19 protein-coding genes, 1 pseudogene and 1 riboswitch are annotated in these 20,872 nt (G+C 73.0%); of the genes and pseudogenes, 6 read left to right on the plus strand and 14 right to left on the minus strand.

The window, feature by feature from the left end; genetic code table 11:
- Positions 1 to 47 precede the first annotated feature (47 nt).
- Positions 48 to 668, plus strand: coding sequence for a Uma2 family endonuclease (locus tag ACGFT1_RS12630; RefSeq protein WP_373908980.1), 621 nt, complete (start codon positions 48 to 50; stop codon positions 666 to 668).
- On the opposite strand, the gene ACGFT1_RS12635 is transcribed toward ACGFT1_RS12630, so the two are convergent.
- A complete protein-coding gene (locus ACGFT1_RS12635; protein WP_373908981.1) occupies positions 669 to 2,213 on the minus strand; it encodes an ABC transporter substrate-binding protein in 1,545 nt (514 codons plus the stop codon). It lies immediately after the preceding gene.
- 175 nt (positions 2,214 to 2,388) lie between these two features.
- Entirely contained in the window at positions 2,389 to 2,628 is a 240-nt protein-coding gene (locus ACGFT1_RS12640; protein WP_373908982.1) for an SCO4848 family membrane protein, read from the minus strand.
- 91 nt (positions 2,629 to 2,719) lie between these two features.
- Here ACGFT1_RS12640 and ACGFT1_RS12645 point away from each other — a divergent pair, with 91 nt between their 5' ends.
- Positions 2,720 to 3,955 (plus strand): D-alanyl-D-alanine carboxypeptidase family protein, encoded by a 1,236-nt coding sequence (locus tag ACGFT1_RS12645; RefSeq protein ID WP_373908983.1) that lies wholly within the window; start codon positions 2,720 to 2,722, stop codon positions 3,953 to 3,955.
- Here the strand turns inward: ACGFT1_RS12645 and ACGFT1_RS12650 are convergent.
- A complete protein-coding gene (locus tag ACGFT1_RS12650) occupies positions 3,903 to 4,811 on the minus strand; it encodes a YihY/virulence factor BrkB family protein (RefSeq protein WP_373908984.1) in 909 nt (302 codons plus the stop codon). The genes ACGFT1_RS12645 and ACGFT1_RS12650 overlap by 53 nt on opposite strands.
- Before the next feature lie 85 nt (positions 4,812 to 4,896).
- On the opposite strand from ACGFT1_RS12650, the gene ACGFT1_RS12655 reads away from it, so the two are divergent.
- On the plus strand, positions 4,897 to 5,652 hold the full coding sequence (locus ACGFT1_RS12655; protein ID WP_373908985.1) for a decaprenylphospho-beta-D-erythro-pentofuranosid-2-ulose 2-reductase: 756 nt from the start codon (positions 4,897 to 4,899) through the stop codon (positions 5,650 to 5,652).
- Between the two features lie 7 nt (positions 5,653 to 5,659).
- On the opposite strand, the gene ACGFT1_RS12660 is transcribed toward ACGFT1_RS12655, so the two are convergent.
- From ACGFT1_RS12660 to ACGFT1_RS12685, 6 genes are all read right to left on the minus strand, one after another.
- Entirely contained in the window at positions 5,660 to 6,244 is a 585-nt protein-coding gene (locus ACGFT1_RS12660; RefSeq protein WP_373908986.1) for a 2'-5' RNA ligase family protein, read from the minus strand.
- Positions 6,245 to 6,394: 150 nt separating this feature from the next.
- On the minus strand, positions 6,395 to 7,408 hold the full coding sequence (gene trpS / locus ACGFT1_RS12665; protein WP_373908987.1) for a tryptophan--tRNA ligase: 1,014 nt from the start codon (positions 7,406 to 7,408) through the stop codon (positions 6,395 to 6,397).
- Between the two features lie 100 nt (positions 7,409 to 7,508).
- Positions 7,509 to 8,963, minus strand: a complete 1,455-nt coding sequence (locus ACGFT1_RS12670; protein ID WP_373908988.1) for a glycine hydroxymethyltransferase — start codon at positions 8,961 to 8,963, stop codon at positions 7,509 to 7,511.
- Positions 8,964 to 8,995: 32 nt separating this feature from the next.
- Positions 8,996 to 9,085, minus strand: a riboswitch (ZMP/ZTP riboswitch).
- A 75-nt stretch (positions 9,086 to 9,160) separates the two neighbouring features.
- Positions 9,161 to 9,622 (minus strand): nuclear transport factor 2 family protein, encoded by a 462-nt coding sequence (locus ACGFT1_RS12675; RefSeq protein ID WP_373908989.1) that lies wholly within the window; start codon positions 9,620 to 9,622, stop codon positions 9,161 to 9,163.
- Between the two features lie 77 nt (positions 9,623 to 9,699).
- A complete protein-coding gene (locus tag ACGFT1_RS12680; protein ID WP_373908990.1) occupies positions 9,700 to 10,884 on the minus strand; it encodes a glutathionylspermidine synthase family protein in 1,185 nt (394 codons plus the stop codon).
- A gap of 13 nt (positions 10,885 to 10,897) precedes the next feature.
- A complete protein-coding gene (locus ACGFT1_RS12685; RefSeq protein ID WP_373908991.1) occupies positions 10,898 to 11,305 on the minus strand; it encodes a hypothetical protein in 408 nt (135 codons plus the stop codon).
- Positions 11,306 to 11,421: 116 nt separating this feature from the next.
- On the opposite strand from ACGFT1_RS12685, the gene ACGFT1_RS12690 reads away from it, so the two are divergent.
- On the plus strand, positions 11,422 to 12,249 hold the full coding sequence (locus tag ACGFT1_RS12690) for a hypothetical protein (protein ID WP_373909224.1): 828 nt from the start codon (positions 11,422 to 11,424) through the stop codon (positions 12,247 to 12,249).
- A 22-nt stretch (positions 12,250 to 12,271) separates the two neighbouring features.
- On the opposite strand, the gene ACGFT1_RS12695 is transcribed toward ACGFT1_RS12690, so the two are convergent.
- Positions 12,272 to 13,672 carry a PLP-dependent aminotransferase family protein gene (locus tag ACGFT1_RS12695; RefSeq protein WP_373908992.1) on the minus strand — a complete coding sequence of 467 codons (1,401 nt, stop codon included), beginning with the start codon at positions 13,670 to 13,672 and terminating at the stop codon, positions 12,272 to 12,274.
- A gap of 46 nt (positions 13,673 to 13,718) precedes the next feature.
- Between ACGFT1_RS12695 and ACGFT1_RS12700 the strand changes: the two genes are divergently transcribed.
- Together ACGFT1_RS12700 and ACGFT1_RS12705 are read left to right on the plus strand one after the other, a co-directional pair.
- Positions 13,719 to 14,219 (plus strand): carboxymuconolactone decarboxylase family protein, encoded by a 501-nt coding sequence (locus ACGFT1_RS12700; protein WP_373908993.1) that lies wholly within the window; start codon positions 13,719 to 13,721, stop codon positions 14,217 to 14,219.
- Positions 14,220 to 14,310: 91 nt separating this feature from the next.
- On the plus strand, positions 14,311 to 15,033 hold the full coding sequence (locus ACGFT1_RS12705; protein WP_373908994.1) for an isocitrate lyase/phosphoenolpyruvate mutase family protein: 723 nt from the start codon (positions 14,311 to 14,313) through the stop codon (positions 15,031 to 15,033).
- A gap of 6 nt (positions 15,034 to 15,039) precedes the next feature.
- Here ACGFT1_RS12705 and ACGFT1_RS12710 read toward each other — a convergent pair whose 3' ends face one another.
- From ACGFT1_RS12710 to ACGFT1_RS12725, 4 genes and pseudogenes are all read right to left on the minus strand, one after another.
- Entirely contained in the window at positions 15,040 to 15,993 is a 954-nt protein-coding gene (locus ACGFT1_RS12710; RefSeq protein WP_373908995.1) for an ABC transporter substrate-binding protein, read from the minus strand.
- Between the two features lies 1 nt (position 15,994).
- Positions 15,995 to 17,941, minus strand: coding sequence for an ABC transporter permease (locus ACGFT1_RS12715; protein WP_373908996.1), 1,947 nt, complete (start codon positions 17,939 to 17,941; stop codon positions 15,995 to 15,997).
- A gap of 320 nt (positions 17,942 to 18,261) precedes the next feature.
- Positions 18,262 to 19,338: pseudogene (locus tag ACGFT1_RS12720) on the minus strand (glycine betaine/L-proline ABC transporter ATP-binding protein); the annotation flags it as partial.
- Positions 19,335 to 20,867, minus strand: coding sequence for a GMC family oxidoreductase (locus tag ACGFT1_RS12725; protein ID WP_373908997.1), 1,533 nt, complete (start codon positions 20,865 to 20,867; stop codon positions 19,335 to 19,337). The pseudogene ACGFT1_RS12720 and the gene ACGFT1_RS12725, both read right to left, overlap by 4 nt.
- Positions 20,868 to 20,872: the final 5 nt, after the last annotated feature.

The raw sequence follows: 20,872 nt of genomic DNA on the forward strand, positions 1-20,872 counted from the left end.
CTCTGCTTACGATGATGTCCTCGACACCGGCCCCCAGGAGGCACGCGATGTCCGCTGCATCCGTCGAGCAGCCGCCCTTCTACGACGATGAGCCGTTCTCCCTCACGGCCATCGCCGACGAGATCATGGAGCGCCATCCGGGCTACCGCGTCGAGATCATCGGAGGCCACCTCCTCGTGACCCCTTCACCGGATGCCCCCCACGCGCGCGCACTGACCAAGCTCATGCGCCCCTTCATCGCCGCGGGCCTGGACGACGGCGGGACCGAGGTTCTCCAGAGCGTCGCCATCAAGCTCCCCACCGGAGCCGAGGACTACTGCATCCCCGACCTGGTGATCGTGGACGCCGACATCGACGACCACCTCATCGAGAACAACGCCTACGACCCGATCTGCTTCCGCCTCGTCCTGGAGGTCACCTCCAGCAACTGGCGGGACGACCTGAAGACCAAGGTCGGCGCGTATGCCGAGGCCAAGGTGCCCGTCTACCTCGTGGTCGACCGCAAGCACCAGCGCCTGCACGTGCTCACGGAGCCCGACGGGAACGAGTACGCGAGCCACCGCGTCCACGCGGCCGGTGAGACGATCACGCTGCCCGACTCGATCGGCGCCGGGGTCACACTCGACGTCGAACAGATCATCAGGGCCGGGCAGCGGAAGACCGACTGATCAGATCCATCCCAGCCGCCACAGCCGGAACACGCCGGTGCCGTCCGTCAGGTACTGGCCGCCCCCGACGTCCTCCGTGCTGACCACGTACTCCTTGCGCTGCCACAGCGGGATCAGCGGGACGTCCTCGGCCACATCGGACTGGATGTCGCGGAAGTCGTTCGCGGCGCGGCCGCGGTCGGCGAACTGCTGGCTGTCCAGGACGAGACGGTCGACGGCCTTGTTGCTGTAGCCGGTGCTCATGGTGGAACCGGTGCCGACCAGCGCGGCGCCGAAGGTGTCCGGGTCGGGGTAGTCGGCGACCCAGCCGACCGCCCAGGCGTCGATCGTCCCGGCGGCCCAGCGCTTCTGGAAGTCGGTCCACTCGTAGCCCTTGAGGTCGACGGTGAACAGGCCGCTCGCCTCGAGCTGCTTCTTCAGCGCCCTGGCCTCCTCCGCGCTCGCGCCCCGGCCGACGCCGTAACCGAAGGTGAAGCGCACCGGCAGGCTCACCCCGGCCTCGGTGAGCAGTTGCCGCGCCCTGTCGGTGCTCCGCTCCGGGTACCGGTCGAAGAACGACGTGGTGTGGCCGGTGATACCGGTGGGGATCAGCGAGTACAGCGGGTCGACGGTGCCCTCGTACACGGTCGCCGCCAGCTTCTCGCGGTCGACCAGCCAGGCCATCGCGCGGCGCACCCGTACGTCGTGCAGCGGGGAGGCGGCGCGGGTGTTGAGGTACAGGTTGCGGGTCTCGGCGCTGTCGGACTCGGTGACCCGCTGCCCGGGGTCGCTCGGGTTGAGCGCGGAGAGCACCTTGGGCGGCAGGGTCCGCGTGGCGACGTCGACCTGGCGGCCCTTCCAGGCGCGGTCGAGTTCGCCGGAGTCGGCGTAGTAGCGCAGCTCGACCGGGCGTCCGGTGCCGCTGAGGTAGCCCTTGTAGTGCGTGTTCGGCGCGAGGTCGGCCTTGTGGTCCTTGGTGTACGCCGTCAGCCGGTACGGCCCGGTGCCGTCGACGGCGGCGTCCTCGCGCAGACGGCCGGCCGGGTACTTCTCCTTGTCCACGATGGAGCCGGCACCGGTGGCCACCTTCAGCGGGAAGGTCGCGTCGGAGGACGACAGGTGGAAGGTGACGGTGTCCGCGCTGTCGGCGGTCACCGAGGCGAGCGTGCCGAACAGGGACGCCGGGCCCACATCGTCGTTGATCCTCCTGACCCGGTCGAAGGAGAACTTCACGTCCGCGGCCGTCATCGCGCGCCCGCTCGGGAAGGTGATCCCGGAACGCAGCGTGCACCGGTACGTCCGCAGCCCGCTGCCCGTGAAGGCGCAGCTCCTGGCCGCGTCCGGGACCGGGTCGGTGCCGGCCGGCTCGAACGTCAGCAGGGACTGGAAGACGTTGCTGAACAGCGCCCAGGAGCCGGCGTCGTAGGCGCCGGCCGGGTCGAGCGCGGTGACGGCGTCGGTGGTGCCGACGGTGATGGTCCTGTTCTTGTACTGCTGCGACGGCAGCAGCTGCCAGCCGCCGATCCCCACGACGGCGAGTACGAGCAGCGTCACGAGAATGCGCACGCGAACAGATCGCACGGTGGTGCCCTCCCCAGGCCCGTCAGGGCCCTGCCCCTGGCCCAGCGCGAATCGGCCACTTCCCCTCAAGTGGCGCGGCTCACCCAATCACACGGGTTTCACCTGGGGAAGGGCTTTCTGACCGGATGGGGAAGAACTTACCGAGCGCGGCGGTCTGCCGTCATGACGTCCGGCGCAGTGCGCGCAGGCCGCGCAACCCGATGCCCCCGATGACCGTCCCCAATACGAAGGAGACGACCGCCAGCAGCAGGTGCACCCAGAAGTACGCGGTCGGGTGACCGTCGTCGAAGGCGAGCCCGCTGCTGTCCTTGACGAGGTTCTTGACGAAAGTGACCCAGATGACCCAGCTCCACACCCCGAAGGCGAGCAGGAACCAGGAGACCGGGCGGCTGAGCTTCATGTCCCCAGTATCGCTGTCCCGTGTCCGGTTCCGTGTCGGGGGTGGGGCGCGAAACGGGACTTCCCGTGTGCGCACGGGTACGTTCTCGACCGTGCCCGCACCGAAGAGGACCGGCCGGCGACCCGTGCTGGTGACCTCCGCCACCCTGCTGTCCCTGTCCGTCACCGCCCCCGCCGCCCTCGCCTCGCCGGCCCCCACGCCGAGCCCCACGGCCACCCCGCCGGCCCGGATGTCCACCCTGGGCGGCGTCCGGCTGGGGCAGCCCGGCACCCAGGTCAACCTCGCCCCGGGCGTGCCCGTGCTGCCCAAGGACCTCACCGCCCGTTCCTGGATCGTCTCGGACGCCGAGTCGGGTGAGGTGCTGGCCGCGCACAACGCGCACTGGCGGCTGCCCCCGGCGAGCACGCTGAAGATGCTGTTCGCGGACACCGTGCTGCCCCGCTTCCCCAAGGGGACGCACCACACGGTCGTCCCGTCGGACCTCGCGGGCATGGGCGTCGGCTCCAGCGTGGTCGGGATGCGGGAGGGGCGCACCTACACCGTCCGCGACCTGTGGCTGGGGGTGTTCCTGCGCTCGGGCAACGACGCCGTGCGCACCCTGTCCGCGATGAACGGCGGCATCGCGCGGACCGTGCAGGACATGCAGGAGCACGCCGGACAGCTCCAGGCCCTGGACACGCACGTGGTCTCCCCCGACGGCTACGACGCGCCGGGGCAGGTGTCGTCGGCGTACGACCTGACGCTGTTCGCCCGGTCCGGGCTCCAGAAGAAGGACTTCCGCGAGTACTGCTCCACCGTGCGGGCGACGTTCGGGTCCGCCACGATCCAGAACACCAACCGGCTGCTGAGCGGCGACACCGACGTCCCCGTCTACCCGGGGATCGCCGGTGTGAAGAACGGCAACACCACGCACGCGGGCGCCACCCTCACCGCGGTCGCCGAACGGGGCGGCAAGGTCCTGCTGGTCACGGTGATGAATCCGGAGAAGCACGAGCACAACGAGGTCTACAAGGAGGGCGCGAAGCTCCTCGACTGGGGGTTCCAGGCGGTCGGCAAGGTGAATGCGGTGGGCGAACTGGTGCCCCCGAGGGGCGCCGTGCCGGCCACCGGGCAGCCGGCCACCGGAGCGCCCGCCGGGCCGGCGTCCGGCATCGGCGGGGCCGGTTCGCAGCCGGTGGCGAGCGCCCCCACCGGGTCGGGTACCGGCGGCGCCTGGACCGCGCTGGCCGTCGCGGGCGGTCTGCTCGTGCTGCTCGGCGGCGGGGCGTTCCTGGTCAACCGCCGGTGGCCGCTGCCCGAGCTGATGCGGCGCCGGACACGTCACTGAGTGCGGCCTCCTTGCTCGGCGTCGCCGTCCAGGAGGCGCAGAACAGCACCAGCTTGGCCGTGAAGTTGATCCACAGCAGCAGGGCCACGGGGACGCCGAACGCGCCGTACATGCTCTTCGCGGCGACACCCTGGACGTAGCCGCTGAGCAGCAGCTTCAGCAGTTCGAAGCCGACCGCCCCGAGGAGGGCGGACACCAGCAGGCGGCGGCGCGGCGGCTCGACCCCGGGCAGCAGCGTCAGGACGTAGAGCAGGACCAGGAAGTCGGCGAGGACGGCGACGGCGAACGCGACGACCTGGAGCAGCACGCTGCCCCAGCCGTGCTCGGCCAGGCCGATCTGCCGGGACAGCCGGCCGACGGCGGCCGAGGCGAGGATGGACGCGGCAAGGGTGACCAGCAGGGCGCCGCCGAATCCGAACAGGATGCCCGCGTCCTTGGCCTTGGTGACGAGGGGGTTCTCCTCGCGGTCCGGCAGTTCCCACACCGCGCGCAGGCAGTCCCGGACCTGGCCGACCCAGCCGACGCCCGTGAACAGCAGCACCGCGCCCGCGATGACGCCGACGGTGCCGGCGTTCTCCACCAGGGAGGTCAGGTCCAGCTGGTCGGAGAGGCCCGGGAACTGCTCGGCGATCTTGTGTTCGACGGTCCTCTCACTGGCGGGGCTGAGCGTGGCGGCGGTGACCGCGGCGGCCACGGTCAGCAGCGGGAACAGGGCCACGAAGCTGACGAACGTCATGGCGGCGGCCAGCCGGGTCCACTTCACCCGGTCCAGCCGCTCGTACGACCGCCACGCGTGCGTGGCCGTCAGCCGGGTGACCACCGGCCCGACGCCGGGGAGCTTCTTCAGCCAGTCCATGATCCGACCATGCCCGCTCCGCGAGAGCGTGAACACCGCGTTTCTTCGCCAGAACGGTCATATCCGGGCGATACGGTCAGTTGTCATGAAGGATGCCACCGCACTGCCCCGTTCCCTGCTCGTCCTCGGCGGCACGTCCGAGATCGCGCTGGCCACCGCCCGCCGGCTGATCGCCCGCCGCACCCGCACGGTGTGGCTGGCGGGCCGCCCCTCCGTCGCCCTGGAGAACGCCGCCGGAAGCCTGCGCGCGCTCGGCGCCGACGTGCACACCGTCGGCTTCGACGCGCTCGACCCCGGGTCCCACGAGAGTGTCCTCGGCAAGGTGTTCGCCGAAGGTGCCGTCGACATGGTGCTGCTCGCGTTCGGTGTCCTCGGCGACCAGGCGCACGACGAACGCGACCCGGTCCGCGCGGTGCGGGTCGCCCAGACCAACTACACCGGGGCCGTCTCGGTGGGTCTGATCACCGGCCGCGCCCTCCAGGCGCAGGGGCACGGCTCCCTCGTCGTGCTGTCCTCCGTCGCCGCCGAACGCGCCCGCCGCGCCGACTTCATCTACGGCTCCAGCAAGGCCGGCCTGGACACCTTCGCCCAGGGCCTGGGCGACGCCCTGCACGGCACCGGCGTGCGCGTCATGGTCGTACGCCCCGGGTTCGTCCGGACCCGCGGGACGGCCGGCCGGCACCGGCCCCCGCTCGCCACCACGCCGGAGGCGGTCGCCACCGCCGTCGAACTCGGCCTGCGCCGCCGCTCGGAGACGGTGTGGGTACCGGGGGCGCTCCGACCGCTGATGTGGGCACTGCGGCACGCGCCGCGCGCGGTGTACCGCCGGCTGGAGGTCTGACGTCCGGCTAGCGGCCCGCGGGCGTGCCGCGTCCGACGTCCGCGTGGCCGGCCTGCGGCGGTACCACCGCGCCGCCGAAGGGGTATTCGCGCAGCTTGCGCCACACCCCGTCGGCGCCCTGCTCGTAGAGCGCGAAGCCGGTGCACGGCCATTCGGCGTCGAAGCCCGCCAGTTCCTCGAAGGCGCGGTCCATCGCCGCGTCGTCGATGCCGTGGGCCACGGTGACGTGCGGGTGATAGGGGAACTGGAGCTCGCGCGCCACCGGGCCGGAGGCGTCGCGGATCCGCTGCTGCAGCCGGTTGCAGGTCTCGGCGCCCCGGACGACGCAGACGTAGACCACCGGCGACATGGGCCGGAAGGTGCCGGTGCCGGACAGCCGCATCGGGAACGGCCGGACCGCCGCCGCGACCTCGCCGAGGTGCGCGTCGACGGCCGGCAGGCCGGCCTCGTCCACCTCGGTCGGCGGCAGCAGCGTGACGTGCGTGGGGATGCCGTGAGCCGCGGCGTCGCCGAAGCCCGCGCGCCGCTCCTGGAGCAGGCTGCCGTGAGGCTCCGGGACCGCGATCGACACGCCGATCGTTACGGTCCCCACGTCGTCTCCTTCGTCGCGTCCGTCGTTTTCCCGGCCGTCCCGTCCCGGCCGTCGGCTATCGACTGTACGGCCACGGATGTCCTGTCGGCAGGCGCACCGCGAGTGATGTGCAGCGCTCCGTCCGGCAGGACCCGTGTGCGGTCGTACGCCTCAGTGCTTGGCCGGGAGGAACCCCACGCGGTCGTACGCCTGAGCGAGCGTCTCGGCGGCGACGGCGCGTGCCTTCTCGGCGCCCTTGGCCAGGATGGAGTCCAGCGTCTCGGAGTCGTCCAGGTACTGCTGGGTGCGCTCGCGGAACGGCGTCACGAACCCGACCATGATCTCGGCGAGATCGGTCTTGAGCGCGCCGTACATCTTGCCCTCGTACTCCCGCTCCAGCTCGGCGACCGGCTTGCCGGTGAGCGTGGCGTAGATGGTGAGGAGGTTGGACACGCCCGGCTTGTTCTCGGTGTCGTAGCGGATCACCGTGTCGGTGTCGGTGACCGCGCTCTTGACCTTCTTGGCCGTGGCCTTCGGCTCGTCGAGGAGGTTGATGAGGCCCTTCGGCGTGGACGCCGACTTGCTCATCTTGACCGTCGGGTCCTGGAGGTCGTAGATCTTCGCCGTCTCGCGGAGGATGTACGGCTCCGGAATCGTGAACGTCGCGCCGAACCGGCCGTTGAACCGCTCGGCGAGGTCGCGGGTCAGCTCGATGTGCTGGCGCTGGTCCTCGCCGACCGGCACCTCGTTCGCCTGGTACAGCAGGATGTCGGCGACCTGGAGGACCGGGTAGGTGAACAGGCCGACGGAGGCGCGGTCGGCGCCCTGCCGGGCGGACTTGTCCTTGAACTGGGTCATCCGGCTGGCCTCGCCGAAACCGGTGAGGCAGTTCATGACCCAGGCCAGCTGGGCGTGCTCGGGGACGTGGCTCTGCACGAAGAGCGTGCAGCGGTCCGGGTCCAGGCCGGCGGCCAGCAGCTGTGCGGCGGCGAGGCGGGTGTTGGCCCGCAGCTCGGCCGGATCCTGCGGCACCGTGATCGCGTGCAGGTCGACGACCATGTAGAACGCGTCGTGGGACTCCTGGAGGGCCACCCACTGGCGGACGGCGCCGAGGTAGTTGCCGAGGTGGAACGAGCCTGCGGTGGGCTGGATTCCGGAGAGCACGCGGGGTCGGTCAGTGGCCATGTGCTCATTCTCGCAGAGAGTGCGGGAGCTTCGGTGCGGTGGGGAACCGCGGGCCCCGACGGGCCGGCGGCGCGGTTCCCCGTGCCGGTGCCGGGGCGTTTCAGCCCAGGTCGACCTCCGGGTAGAGCGGGAAGCCCGCCACCAGGTCGGTGGCCCGCCCGGCGATCTCCTCGGCGACCTTCTCGTCCAGGACGTGGGCGGCCCGGGAGGGGGCGCCCGACTTGGTGGTGCCCGGCTCGGTGGTGGTCAGGACGCGGTCGATCAGGCCCGCCACCTCGTCCATCTCCGCCGTGCCCAGGCCGCGGGTGGTGAGCGCGGGGGTGCCGACGCGGATGCCGGAGGTGTACCAGGCGCCGTTCGGGTCGGCCGGGATGGCGTTGCGGTTGGTGACGATGCCCGAGTCGAGGAGCGCCGCCTCGGCCTGGCGGCCGGTGAGGCCGTAGGAGGTGGCGACGTCGATCAGGTTGAGGTGGTTGTCCGTGCCGCCCGTGACCAGGGTGGCGCCGCGGCGCATCAGGCCCTCGGCCAGGGCGCGGGAGTTGTCCACGATGCGCCGGGCGTAGTCCTGGAAGGACGGCCGGCGGGCCTCGGCCAGGGCGACGGCCTTGGCGGCCATGACGTGCGGCAGCGGGCCGCCCAGGACCATCGGGCAGCCCCGGTCGACCTGGTCCTTGAGGGAGTCGTCGCACAGGACCATGCCGCCGCGCGGGCCGCGCAGGGACTTGTGGGTGGTCGTGGTGACGATCTGGGCGTGCGGGACCGGGTCGAAGTCACCGGTGAGGACCTTGCCGGCGACCAGGCCGGCGAAGTGCGCCATGTCGACCATGAGGGTGGCGCCGACCTCGTCGGCGATCTCGCGCATGAGCCGGAAGTTCACCAGCCGGGGGTACGCGGAGTAGCCGGCGACGATGATCAGCGGCTTGAACTCGCGGGCCTGGGCGCGCAGGGCGTCGTAGTCGATGAGGCCGGTGGCCGGGTCGGTGCCGTAGGAGCGCTGGTCGAACATCTTGCCGGAGATGTTCGGGCGGAAGCCGTGGGTGAGGTGGCCGCCGGCGTCCAGGGACATGCCCAGCATGCGCTGGTTGCCGAAGGCCCGGCGCAGCTCGGCCCAGTCGGCCTCGGTCAGGTCGTTGACCTGGCGGACGCCGGTCTTCTCCAGGAAGGGCGCCTCGACGCGGTCGGCGAGGACGGCCCAGAAGGCGACGAGGTTGGCGTCGATGCCGGAGTGCGGCTGTACGTAGGCGTGGCGGGCGCCGAAGAGTTCGCGGGCGTGCTCGGCGGCGAGGGACTCGACCGTGTCGACGTTGCGGCAGCCGGCGTAGAAGCGGCGGCCGACGGTGCCCTCGGCGTACTTGTCGCTGAACCAGTTGCCCATGGCGAGCAGGGTCGCCGGGGAGGCGTAGTTCTCGGAGGCGATCAGCTTGAGCATCTCGCGCTGGTCGGCGACCTCCTGGCCGATGGCGTCGGCGACGCGCGGCTCGACGGCGCGGACCACGTCGAGGGCGGCGCGGAAGGCCGTGGACTCGGTGGAGAGGGGGGCGGAATTCTCGGGCATCGGGACCTCCGGACGGCGTGCGTACAGCGTTCACGTTCGGCCCAGGCGCACGGCACTCTTTCCGGCTCGGGCCGCTCCCCGATGGTCCGTCCCATCCCAGCGCGCCAGTCACGGCCCGCTCGTCAGCCTACCCGGCGCGCCGGGCGGGGACGGGCGCGCGTCCACCATGCGAGCGACAGGGGCGGCCCCGGTGGCCGTCAGCGGAGCGGAAGGTCCCCGCCGTGCTCGCCTGCGGGCCGGGGGCCCCGGATGCGGCGGTCGGTCCCGGCGATGGCGACGTCGTTGATGCTCGCCTCCCGGCGCCGCATCAGGCCGTGCTCGTCGAACTCCCACAGCTCGTTGCCGTAGCTGCGCCACCACTGGCCGCCGGTGTCGTGCCACTCGTACTGGAAGCGGACGGCGATCCGGTCGTCGTGGAAGCACCAGAGGTTCTTGCGCAGCGCGTAGTCGAGTTCCCGGGCCCACTTCCCGGTCAGGAAGGCGACGATCTCGGCGCGGCCGGTGAGGAACAGGTCCCGGTTGCGCCAGACGGAGTCGGGTGTGTAGGCCAGGGCCACCCGGTGCGGGTCGCGGGTGTTCCAGGCGTCCTCGGCGGCCTGCACCTTCTGGAGGGCGGTCGCCAGGGTGAACGGGGGGCAGGGCGGGCGGGTCTCGGGCACGGCGGCCTCCTCGGGACGGCGGCGGACGGGAGAGAACGAGCGTTCCTCTCGGCGCACGACCACGGTAGGCCCGGCGGTCAGAGGATGACGTGGGGCAGGAAGCGGGCGTACTCGTCCGTGATCAGGCCCGAGGACTCGCGCAGGCCGAGCCCGGCCGGCTCGTCACGGACGACCCAGGCGCCGAGGACGACGTGGTTGCCGTCGAAGGCGGGGAGGGGGGCGAGGCGCTGGTAGCAGCAGGGCTCGTCCCGTACGGCCGCGGGCGCGCCGGGTCCGTGCACGGTGACGCCCTCGCCCTCACGGCCGAGGAGGGGCTTGGCGACGTAGCCGGCGGACCGGGCCAGCTCGCGGGGGCCGTCCAGGTAGGCGGGCAGGAGGTTGGGGTGGCCGGGGTACAGCTCCCACAGGATCGCCAGCAGGGCCTTGTTGCTCAGCAGCATCTTCCAGGCGGGTTCGATCCACAGGGTGCTGCCGGTGCCGCCGCCGTTGTCGAGGGTGTCCAGGACGTGCCGGCCGAAGGCGTCGGTGGTGAGCCACTCCCAGGGGTAGAGCTTGAACAGGGCGCGGATGAAGCCGAGCCGGTTGTCGACGAAGCGGCCGGAGAGGCTGTCCCAGCCGATCTCCTCCACGGCGAGCCAGTCGGTGGTGAGACCGGCCTGTTCGGCGGTCTCCTTCAGATAGGCGACCGTCATCAGGTCCTCGCCGAGTTCGTCGGCGCAGGAGTGCGCGAAGTGCAGGGGGCTGCCGGGCGGCAGGAGCGCGGCCTGCGCGCGCCAGGCGTCGACCAGCCGCTCGTGGAGGCTGTTCCACTGGTCGGCGCCGGGGAAGCGGTCCTCCATCCAGAACCACTGCGCCGAGGCGGCCTCCACCAGGGAGGTCGGGGTGTCGGCGTTGTACTCCAGCAGCTCGGCCGGGCCGGTGCCGTCGTAGCGCAGGTCGAAACGGCCGTAGAGGGAGGGGAGTTCGCCGCGGCGGTGCCAGGACTCGGCGACGGCGGCGGCCACGCGCGGGTCGGTGATGCCGAGGTCGGCGAACCGGTCCTCGGCCACGATGTGCCCGGCCGCCGCGAGGCACATGCGGTGCAGTTCGCCGACGGTCTCCTCCAGCGCCTCGACCTCCTCCAGGGTGAAGACGTAGCAGGCGCTCTCGTCCCAGTAGGGGCGCAGGGAGCCGTCGGGGTGGCGGGTGAGCGGGTAGATCAGGCCCTGGGCCTCGACGGTCCGCTGCCAGCCGGGACGGGGGGTGAGGGTGCGGCGTTCCATGCGCGTGTCCCCGTCAGCCGCCGGAGCTGCCCTTGCCGCCGCCGAAGCCGCCGCGGTGCACCCCCGTGCCGTGGTGGCCGTCGTCGTCCGACGAACCGCCGCCGCCCTTGCCGGGCTCGGTGAAGGAGCCGCCGCCGACCCAGCCGTGCTTCTCGTCGCCCTCGTAGTACCAGGCGGCGCCGGCCGTCTTCCGCGGGGACTTCCCCGGGGCCTTCTTCCTCGTGCCCGACCTCGGTGACGTGACGCCGGTCTCGCAGTTCTTGTCGGGGACGACCCGGTAGCCCTTGGCGAGGCTGTAGCTGTCGCGGTCGACGCAGCGCTTGTCCGGCTCGGACGAGCAGGCCGTGAGGGCGGCGGCCAGCAGGCCCATGCCGCCGAGGACGACCGTGCCCGAGCGCAGTCGCCGGCGTGTGTCCGCCATGGTGGTGCCTCCCCCGTCTGCCATGCTGTCCGGCCGACAGCCTAGGGACCGGTGCGGGCGGCCCGCCAGGCACCCCCTCGTCCGCGCTCGCCTAGAGTCACCCCGTGCTTCTCGGAATGGTGTGCGCCCTCGGCGCGGCGGTCTGCTTCGGTACGGCGACGGTGTTGCAGGCGGTGGCCGCGCGGGCGGCCGTCGCCGACGGGGACGGCGGGGACGCGGCACTGCTGCTGCGGGCGCTGCGGCAGTGGCGGTACCTGGCCGGGCTCGCGCTGGACGGACTCGGGTTCCTGCTCCAGATCGCGGCGCTGCGGTCGCTGCCCATCTACGCCGTGGGCGCGGCGCTCGCGGCGAGCCTCGCGGTGACGGCGGTGGTGGCTGCGCGGCTGCTGCGGGTCCGGCTGAGCGGGGTGGAGTGGGCCGCCGTGGGCGTGGTGTGCGCGGGCCTCGCCCTGCTGGGGCTGGCCTCGGGCGCGGAGGGCGAGCGGGAGGGGCCGGACTGGCTGCGGTACGCGATGGTGGCGGCGGCGGTGTGCGTGCTGCTGCTCGGCGCGGCCGGCGGGCGCCTGTCGGGCCGGGCCCGCGCCCTGCTCCTGGGACTGGGTGCCGGGTTCGGGTTCGGGGTGGTGGAGGTGGCGGTACGGCTGATCGACTCGCTGCACCCGGCCGACCTGCTCACCAACCCGGCGACGTACGCCCTGCTGCTCGGCGGCGGCGCCGCGTTCCTGCTCCTCACCTCGGCCCTCCAGCGGGGCTCGGTGACGACCGCCACCGCCGGCATAGTCATCGGCGAGACCCTCGGCCCCGCCGCGGTGGGCGTGGTCTGGCTCGGCGACCGCACACGGGAGGGCCTGGGCTGGCTGGCCGCCCTGGGCTTCGCGGTGGCGGTCGCGGGAGCCCTGCTGCTGGCCCGCTTCGGCGAGGCCCCGGCGGCGCAGGACAGCTAGGACGCGGGACCGGCGCGGCCCCCTACGGCAGTACCCGGCACAGGGCTCGCAGGGTGTTCGTCCAGGTGCTGTCCGGTGGGGTGCCGTAGCCGACGACCAGGGCGTCCAGGGGCGTGGCGCGGGCCTGGGGGTGGCGGTGGAAGGCGAGGCCGTGCAGGGCCAGGCCCTGCCAGACGGCGGCCTGGACCACCGACTGTTCCGTGCCCGGCGGCAGGCGCAGCACCGCGTGCAGGCCGGCCGCGATGCCCGTCACCCGCACGTCGGGCGCGTGGCCGGCGACGGCCTCGGCGAGGGCGTCGCGGCGGCGCCGGTAGCGCAGGCGGGCGGAGCGGACGTGGCGGTCGTACGCGCCGGAGGTGAGGAACTCGGCGAGGGTGAGCTGGTCCAGGGCGCCCACCGTGTCGGTGCGGCCCTTCGCCGCGGTCGCCTCCTGGGCCAGGGCCGGCGGCAGCACCATCCAGCCCAGGCGCAGTCCGGGTGCGAGGGACTTGCTGGCGGTGCCGAGGTAGACGACCCGGTCGGGGTCGAGGCCCTGGAGCGCGCCGACGGGCTGGCGGTCGTAGCGGAACTCGCCGTCGTAGTCGTCCTCCAGGACCAGTCCGCCGGTGCGGCGCGCCCAGTCGGCGACGGCGGCCCGGCGGTCGGGGTGCAGGGCGGTGCCCATGGGGAACTGGTGCGCGGGGGTGAGCAGTACCGCGCCCGCGTCGCCCGGTGCCCGCGGGTCCGTGCCGAGTTCGTCGTAGGGCAGCGCGGGCGTGGTGAGGCCGGCGTCGCGCAGGAGCCGCCAGTACACGTCGAGGCCGTACGACTCGACCGCCACCGTCCGCACCCCGCGCGCCCGCAGCACCTTGCCCAGGATGCCCAGGGCGTGCGAGAAACCCGCGGTGATGACAACGGTCTCCGGGGTGGCGCGGACGCCCCGGGCGCGGGCGAGGTAGCCGGCGAGGGCGGTGCGCAGTTCGGGCCGGCCGCGCGGGTCGCCGTAGCCGAGGGCCTGGAAGGGGGCGGTGGCCAGGGCGCGGCGGGCGGCCCGGAGCCATTCGGTGCGCGGGAAGGCGGCGAGGTCGGGGGAACCGGGGGTGAGGTCGTGGACCGGAGCCGCGGTGGCGCGGCGGGGCGCCGGGCGGGTGGCGGAGGCGGGCGGGGTGCTGTGGGGCACGCCGGTGGCCACGCGGGTGCCGGAGCCCTGCCGGGCGGTGAGCCAGCCCTCGGCGACCAGGTCGGCGTAGGCCTCGGCGACGGTGTTGCGGGCGATGCCGAGGTCGGCGGCGAGGGTGCGGGAGGACGGCAGGCGGGTGCCGGGGGCGAGGCGGCCGGTGCGGACGGCGTCCCGCAGGGCGTCGGTCAGGCCGCGGCGCAGCCCGCCGGAGCGCACGGGTTCGAGGTGCAGGTCGACGCCCGGAGTGGCCCAGGATCTTGCCATGGAAATGGACCATACCCCTGGGCTGCCTCGCTCCTAGGGTCGAGGCATGAGCACTACGCAGGAGAGCGGCGCCTACGCCGCCGAGGAGGCCCCGCGGCTGGGCTGGGCCGAGCACGCACCCGAGGTCTACAAGGCGATGATCCGACTGGAGACCGCCGCCAGGAAGGGCCTGGACCCGGCGCTGTACGAGCTGGTGAAGATCCGCGCCTCGCAGATCAACCACTGCGCGTTCTGCCTCGACATGCACACCAAGGACGCCCTCGCGGCCGGGGAGAGCGTCGAGCGGATCGTGCAGCTCAGCGCCTGGCAGGAGTCGCGGCACTTCTACACGGAGAAGGAACTGGCCGCGATCGAGCTGACCGAGGCGGTCACCGTACTGACGGAGGGCTTCGTCCCGGACGAGGTCTACGCCCGGGCCGCCCGGCACTTCGCGGAGGCCGAACTGGCCCAGCTGATCGCCGCGATCACCGTGATCAACGCCTGGAACCGGTTCGGCGTGACCACCCGGATGGCCCCGGGCCACTACCGGCCGGGCCAGCACCGATGAGCCGTGCACGGCCGCCGGGGCCGGTCACCGTCATCAACGGCCGGAACCCTCTGACGGCCGGCCGCCGCGTCGCACCGGGGGGGCACCGGCCGTGAGCAAGGTGGACGAGTTCCGCGCCCTGCACGTCAGGCGCGCGCCGGGTGAGCCGCTGGTGCTGCCCGGTCCCTGGGACGCGGCCGGCGCCCGCGTGTTCGTGGCAGCCGGGTTCCCGGCCCTGGCCACGCCGAGCGCGGGGGTGGCCGCCTCGCTCGGGTACGAGGACGGGGCCACTCCGGCGGGTGAGATGTTCGCGGCTGTCGCCCGGATCACGCGGGCGGTGGACGTGCCGGTGTCGGCGGACGTCGAGGGCGGGTACGGGCTCGCACCGAAGGAGCTGGTGGAGCGGCTGCTCGAGGCGGGAGCGGTGGGGTGCAACCTGGAGGACTCGGACGGGGGTGTCCTCAAGGACCGGCACGGGCACGCCGAGTACCTCGCCGAGGTCCGCTCGGCCGCCGCGGACCGGCTCTTCGTCAACGCCCGCGTCGACGTCTTCCTCCACGGCGACGGCGACCCCGAACGGGCCATCGAGCGGGCCGCGTCGTACGTGGCGGCGGGCGCGGACTGCGTCTATCCGATCATGGCCCCGTCCGCCGTGCTGCCACTGCTGCGCTCCGGCATCCAGGGCCCGCTGAACGCCCTGGCCAGGCTGGACGGGGACGGCCCCTCGCCCGCCGCGCTCGGCGAACTCGGGGCCACCCGCATCACGTTCGGGCCGGGATTCCAGCACCGGGCGTACGCCGCACTGGGCGAGATCGCCCGCGGTCTGCGCGGTTGAGGGGGGTCAGGACAGCCACCGCTTCCACACGTCGGGGTGGCTGTCCACCCACTTCCGCGCCGCCTGGGCCGGGTCCGTCTTCTGCTCGGCGATCATCAGCGAGACCTGGTTCTGGTCCTCGGTGGTCCACCGGAACTTCTTCAGGAAGGCCGCGGCCCGGCCGCCGTCCCGCGCGAATTTCGCGTTGAGGTACTTCTGGAGCGGGGTGTGCGGGTAGGCGCAGGCGACCTTCGCCGCGTCCGCGTCGCAGCCCTCCTTGTACGGCGGCAGCTTCACCTCCGTCATGGGGACCTTCTCGAACAGCCACTGGGGCGCGTACCAGTACGTCAGGAACGGCTTCCTGTCCTTGGCGAACTGCTTGATCTGCGTGATCTGCGCCGCCTCGGACCCGGCGAAGACGACCTGGTAGTCCAGCTTCAGGTTCTTCACCAGTGCCTTGTCGTTGGTGACGTAGGACGGGGAGCCGTCCATCAGCTGGCCCTTGCCGCCGCTCTCCGCGGTGCGGAAGAGGGACGCGTACTTGTTCAGGTTCTTCCAGTCGGTGATGTCCGGGTGCTGCTTGACGAGGTACGTCGGCACGTACCAGCCGATGTGACCGGTCACCCCGAGGCCGCCGCCGGGGGCGATCGTCCTCTTGTCGTGGACGTACCGCTTCTCCTGGTCCGGGTGGCCCCAGTCCTCCAGCAGGGCGTCGACCCGGCCCTGGCTGAGCGCGTCCCACGCGGGCACCTCGTCGACCTGGACGGTGTCGACGCGGTAGCCCAGCTTGTGTTCGAGGAGGTACTGGGCGACGGCCACGTCGGCCTGCGCGCCCACCCAGGACTGCACGGACAGGGTGACCGTCTTCGAGCCCTTGGCGTCGGCGAACGGGCTGGCCTGCTTGGTCATGTCGGCGGCGCCGCAGCCGGTCGCGGTCAGCAGCGTCAGCGCGCCCGCCAGGGCGGTCGTACGTCGGCGCATGTCAGGCTCCCTTCTTCGCGGACCGCTCGGTCGGCTGGGTCACCCGGTCCAGCATCAGGCCCAGGCAGACGATCGCGGCTCCGGCGACCAGGCCGGTCGCCAGGTCGCCCTGGGCGAGGCCGAAGGCGACGTCGTAGCCGAGGGCGCCGCCGCCGACCAGGCCGCCGATGATGACCACGGCCAGCACCAGGACGACGCCCTGGTTGACGGCGAGCAGCAGTGAGCGCCGGGCCAGCGGGAGCTGGACCTGCCACAGCTGCTGGCGACCGGTCGCGCCGAGTGAACGCGCGGACTCCAGGGCGGCCTCGTCGACCTGGCGCAGGCCCTGCGCGGTGATCCGGACGACGGCCGGGAGGGCGTAGACGACGGCCGCGGCGACGGCGGGGGCGCGGCCGACGCCGAACAGGGCGACGACCGGGATGAGGTACACGAACTGCGGCATCGTCTGGCACACGTCCAGCACCGGCCGCAGGACCCGTTCGACCCGGTCGCTGCGGGCCGCGGCGATGCCGGTGGCGAAACCCAGGACGAGGGTCACGGCGACCGCGGCGAGCACCTGCGAGAGGGTGTCCAGGGACGGCTCCCACACGCCGAGCACACCGATCGCCGCCATGGCGAGGACGGCGGTCAGGGCGGTCCGCCAGGTGCCGATCAGCCAGGCCAGGGCGGCGACGACGAGCAGCACCGACCACCAGGGCAGCCACTGGAGGCCGTCGCGTACGGGGTCCAGGACCCAGGTGGTGAAGTGGCCCGCCCAGTCGGCCGTGCCGCCGATGACCGGGACGCCGGAGTACAGGTGGGAGGTCATCCAGTCGACGCAGCGGTTGACCGGCCCGGCGATGGCCAGCGTCCACCCGGAAGGCCAGTCGAGCGCGCCGAGGAGGCGGGCGGCGAGGGCGGCGGCGACGGTGACGGCCAGGGCGTACGGCCAGCCGATCGTGCGGGTGCGGCCGGTGGCCGGGGTGCCGGCGCCGGCGGCGCCGGTGACGCGGTCCAGGACCACCGCCAGCAGCACGATCGGGATGCCGGCCGCGAGGGCCGCGCCGACGTCGACCGAGGCGAGGGCCTGGTAGACGCGGTCGCCGAGGCCGCCGGCGCCGATGACCGCCGCGATGACGGCCATGGACAGCGCCATCATGATCGTCTGGTTGAGGCCGAGGAGGAGTTCCTTGCGGGCCAGCGGGACCCGGGCGGTCAGCAGCCGCTGGCGCGGGGTGGAGCCGAGCGACTCCACGGCCTCCAGGACTTCGGGGTCGGCGCCGCGCAGGCCGAGCGAGGTGAGACGGGCCATCGGCGGGGCGGCGTAGACGACGGTGGCGAGGACGGCCGCGGGGACGCCGATGCCGAAGACCAGGACGACGGGGAGGAGGTAGGCGAACGCCGGGAGCACCTGCATGGTGTCCAGGACCGGGCGCAGGGCGCGGTCCAGCCGGTCGGAGAGGCCGGCGCCGAGACCGAGGACGGTGCCCACGGCGACGGAGGCGAGGACGGCGACCACCATCAGGGCGAGGGTCTGCATCGTCGGCACCCACATGCCGAGTGCTCCGCAGGCCAGGACGGCGACCGCGGTGCCGGCGGCCAGACGCGCGCCGCCCAGGCGCCAGGCGGTGAGCGCGCCGAACGCGGTGACGCCGGCCCAGCCCGCGGCGAGCAGGCTGAGGTAGACGGCGCGGACGGCCCAGATGACGGCGTTGCTGATGTAGCCGAAGAAGTAGAGGAACAGGGGGTGGCTGTCCCGGTTGTCCATGACCCAGTCGCTGGCCGTGGCGAGGGGTTTGGTGAGGCTGACCGTCAGCTCGTGGGGCCAGGCGGCGCCGGGCCAGTGGGTGGCCGCCCAGGGAGCGAGGACGGCGGCGAGGACGGCGAGCAGGAGGAGCTTGCCGGCGGCTCTGCTCCTCAGGAGGCGGGGGGCGCCCGTGCGGGAGGCGGGGACGGTGAGTGCTGCCATCACACGGCCTCCGGGCTGGTGCGGGCACCGGGCGGGGGTGCGGCCTCGGGGCCGGTACGGGCGCCGCGCGGGGCCGGGGCCTCCGAGCCGGTACGGGCGCCGCGCGGGGCCGCCTGCCGGTGCCGGCCGGGTGCCGCCCCGCCGGGGACGGCACCCGGCCCCGCGGTACGGGGGCCCGCGGCGGCGTCCGCGGTACGGGAGACGTTGATGCCGGTGCGGGTTCCGGTCGTGCCGCCGAAGCCGGTGGCGCCGCTGCCGTCCGGGGTGCCTGGCATGCCGGTGGCGGGCGGGGTGCCGGGCAGGCCGGTCGGCGTGGTGCCGGCCGTGTCGGCTGCCGTCGGTATACCGGCGACGACACCGAGGAGCTGCTCGTGGTCGACGACCCCCATGCACGCGCCCGCGTTCATCACCCGGGCCGGGGCGCCGGCCCTGGCCACCGCCTCGATCGCCTCGGCCACCGTGGCCTCCGGGCGGAGCGCGGGACCGCTGCCGGCCTCCTCCGCGGACGCGGGACGCATCGCCGTACGCACCGTCATCACCTGTTCGCGCGGGACCTCCCGGACGAACTCGCGGACGTAGTCGTCGGCGGGGGAGCCCACGATCTCCTCGGGTGTGCCCAGCTGGACCACCCGGCCGTCGCGCATGAGGGCGATGCGGTCGCCGAGTTTCAGCGCCTCGCTCAGGTCGTGGGTGATGAAGACCATCGTGCGGCCCTCCTCGCGGTGCAGGCGGGTCACCTCGTCCTGCATGTCGCGGCGGATGAGCGGGTCGAGGGCGCTGAACGGCTCGTCGAAGAGCAGGACCTCGGGGTCCACGGCCAGGGCCCGGGCCAGGCCCACGCGCTGGCGCTGACCGCCGGAGAGCTGGCCGGGGCGGCGCTTCTCCATGCCTTCGAGGCCGACCTTGGCGACGAACTCGGCGGCCCGTTCCCGGCGTTCGGCTCTGCCGACGCCCTGGATCTCCAGGCCGTAGGCGACGTTGTCGAGAACCGTGCGGTGCGGGAGCAGTCCGAAGTGCTGGAAGACCATCGCGGCGCGGTGGCGGCGCAGTTCGCGCAGGCGGGTGCGGTCCATCGCGCGGACGTCCTCGCCGTCGATGGCGATGGTGCCGGCGGTGGGTTCGATCAGCCGGGTCAGGCAGCGGACCAGCGTGGACTTGCCGGAGCCGGACAGGCCCATCACGACGAAGACCTCGCCCTTGCGGACGTCGAAGGAGACGTCGCGGACGGCGGCCGTGCAGCCGGTGCGGGCGCGCAGGTCGGCCGGGGCCAGCTGCTTGAGCTCGGGGTCGGCCGGGACGCGGCCGGACTTGGGCCCGAACACCTTCCACAGGCCGGAGACCGAGAAGACGGGAGCGTCGGTGGTGGGGGGCTTGCGGGTGGGGACGGTGGGAGTCATCGGGGATCGCCTCCGATCAGGTCGACGGCCTTCTCCCCGACCATGAGCACCCCGATCATCGGGTTCACGGCGGTCATGGTGGGGAAGACGGACGCGTCGGCGATGCGAATACCGGACAGACCGCGGATCCTCAGTTCCGGGTCGACCACGGCGAGTTCGTCGTCGGCGGCGCCCATCTTGCAGGTGCCGGCCGGGTGGTAGACGGTGTGCGCGGCCTTGCGGGCGTACTCGCTCAGCTCCGCGTCGCCGAGGATCTCCGGGCCGGGGCAGACCTCGCGCTTGAGCCAGCCGGCCAGCGGCTCGGTCCTGGCGATCTCGCGGGCGATGCGGATGCCGTCGACGAGGGTCCGGGCGTCGTAGTCGTCCTCGTCGGTGAAGTACCGGAAGTCCAGCGCGGGCTTCACGGACGGGTCGGCGCTGGTGAGGTAGAGCCGGCCGCGGCTCTTGGGCTTGGGGATGTTGGGGGTCATCGAGACGCCGTACGCCGGGCGTTCGTAGCCGAGGCGCTCGGGGTTGTCGGTGAACGGGATCTGGTAGAAGTGGAACATCAGGTCGGGGCCCGCGTGTTCGGGGTCGCGGCGCACGAACAGGCCCGCGTCGGAGTCCATCGCGGAGTTCTCCGGTATCGGGCCGTGGGTCTCCCAGACGATCACCGACTCGGGGTGGTCGAGCAGGTTCTCGCCGACGCCCGGGAGGTCGTGCGCGACCGGGATGCCGAGCGCCGTGAGGTCATCGGCGGGGCCGATGCCCGAGTGGAGCAGCAGCCGCGGGGTGTCGACGGCGCCCGCGCACAGGACGACTTCCTCACGGGCCCGGATCAGCAGTTCCTCGCCGTCCTTGGTGCGCACGTGGACGCCCTCGGCGCGGGTGCCGTCAAGTTCCAGCCGGTATGCCCAGGTCTCCAGGAAGAGGTGGAGGTTGGGGCGCTCGTCCAGGACGGGGTGGAGGTAGGCCACGGAGGCGGAGGAGCGCTTGTTGTCCTCGGGGTGGTAGGCGAGGTCGAAGAAGCCGGCGCCCTCGGTGAACGGCGCGCGGTTGAAGCCCTCGATCTCGGGTACCCCGAGTGCGGACCGGGCGGCGTCCACGAAATCGCGGGCGATGGCGTTCCGGTCCTTCTCGTCGACGGAGACGATGTTGTTCTTGAGGCGGGTGAAGTAGGCCTCCATGGAGACGGCGCCCCAGCCCTTGGCGCCGGCCGCCTCCCACTCGTCCCAGTCGGAGGGCAGGGGCTTGAACGAGATGAGGGTGTTGTGCGAGGAGCAGCCGCCCAGGACGCGGGCGCGGCTGTGCCGGATGTGGGAGTTGCCGCGCGGCTGCTCCACCGTCGGGTAGTCGTAGTCGAGTTCGCCGCCGAGCAGGCCCATCCAGCGGCGCAGCGTGAGGACGTCGTCGCGGCCGACGTCGCTCGGGCCGCCCTCGATGACGGCGACGGTGACGTCCGGGTTCTCGGTGAGGCGGGAGGCGATGACGGAGCCCGCGGTGCCGCCGCCGATGACGACGTAGTCGTAGAGGTGGGGGGTGTGGGACATGGGGG

This window comes from Streptomyces sp. Y20, from assembly GCF_043195475.1.
In the GTDB taxonomy this organism is placed as follows: domain Bacteria; phylum Actinomycetota; class Actinomycetes; order Streptomycetales; family Streptomycetaceae; genus Streptomyces.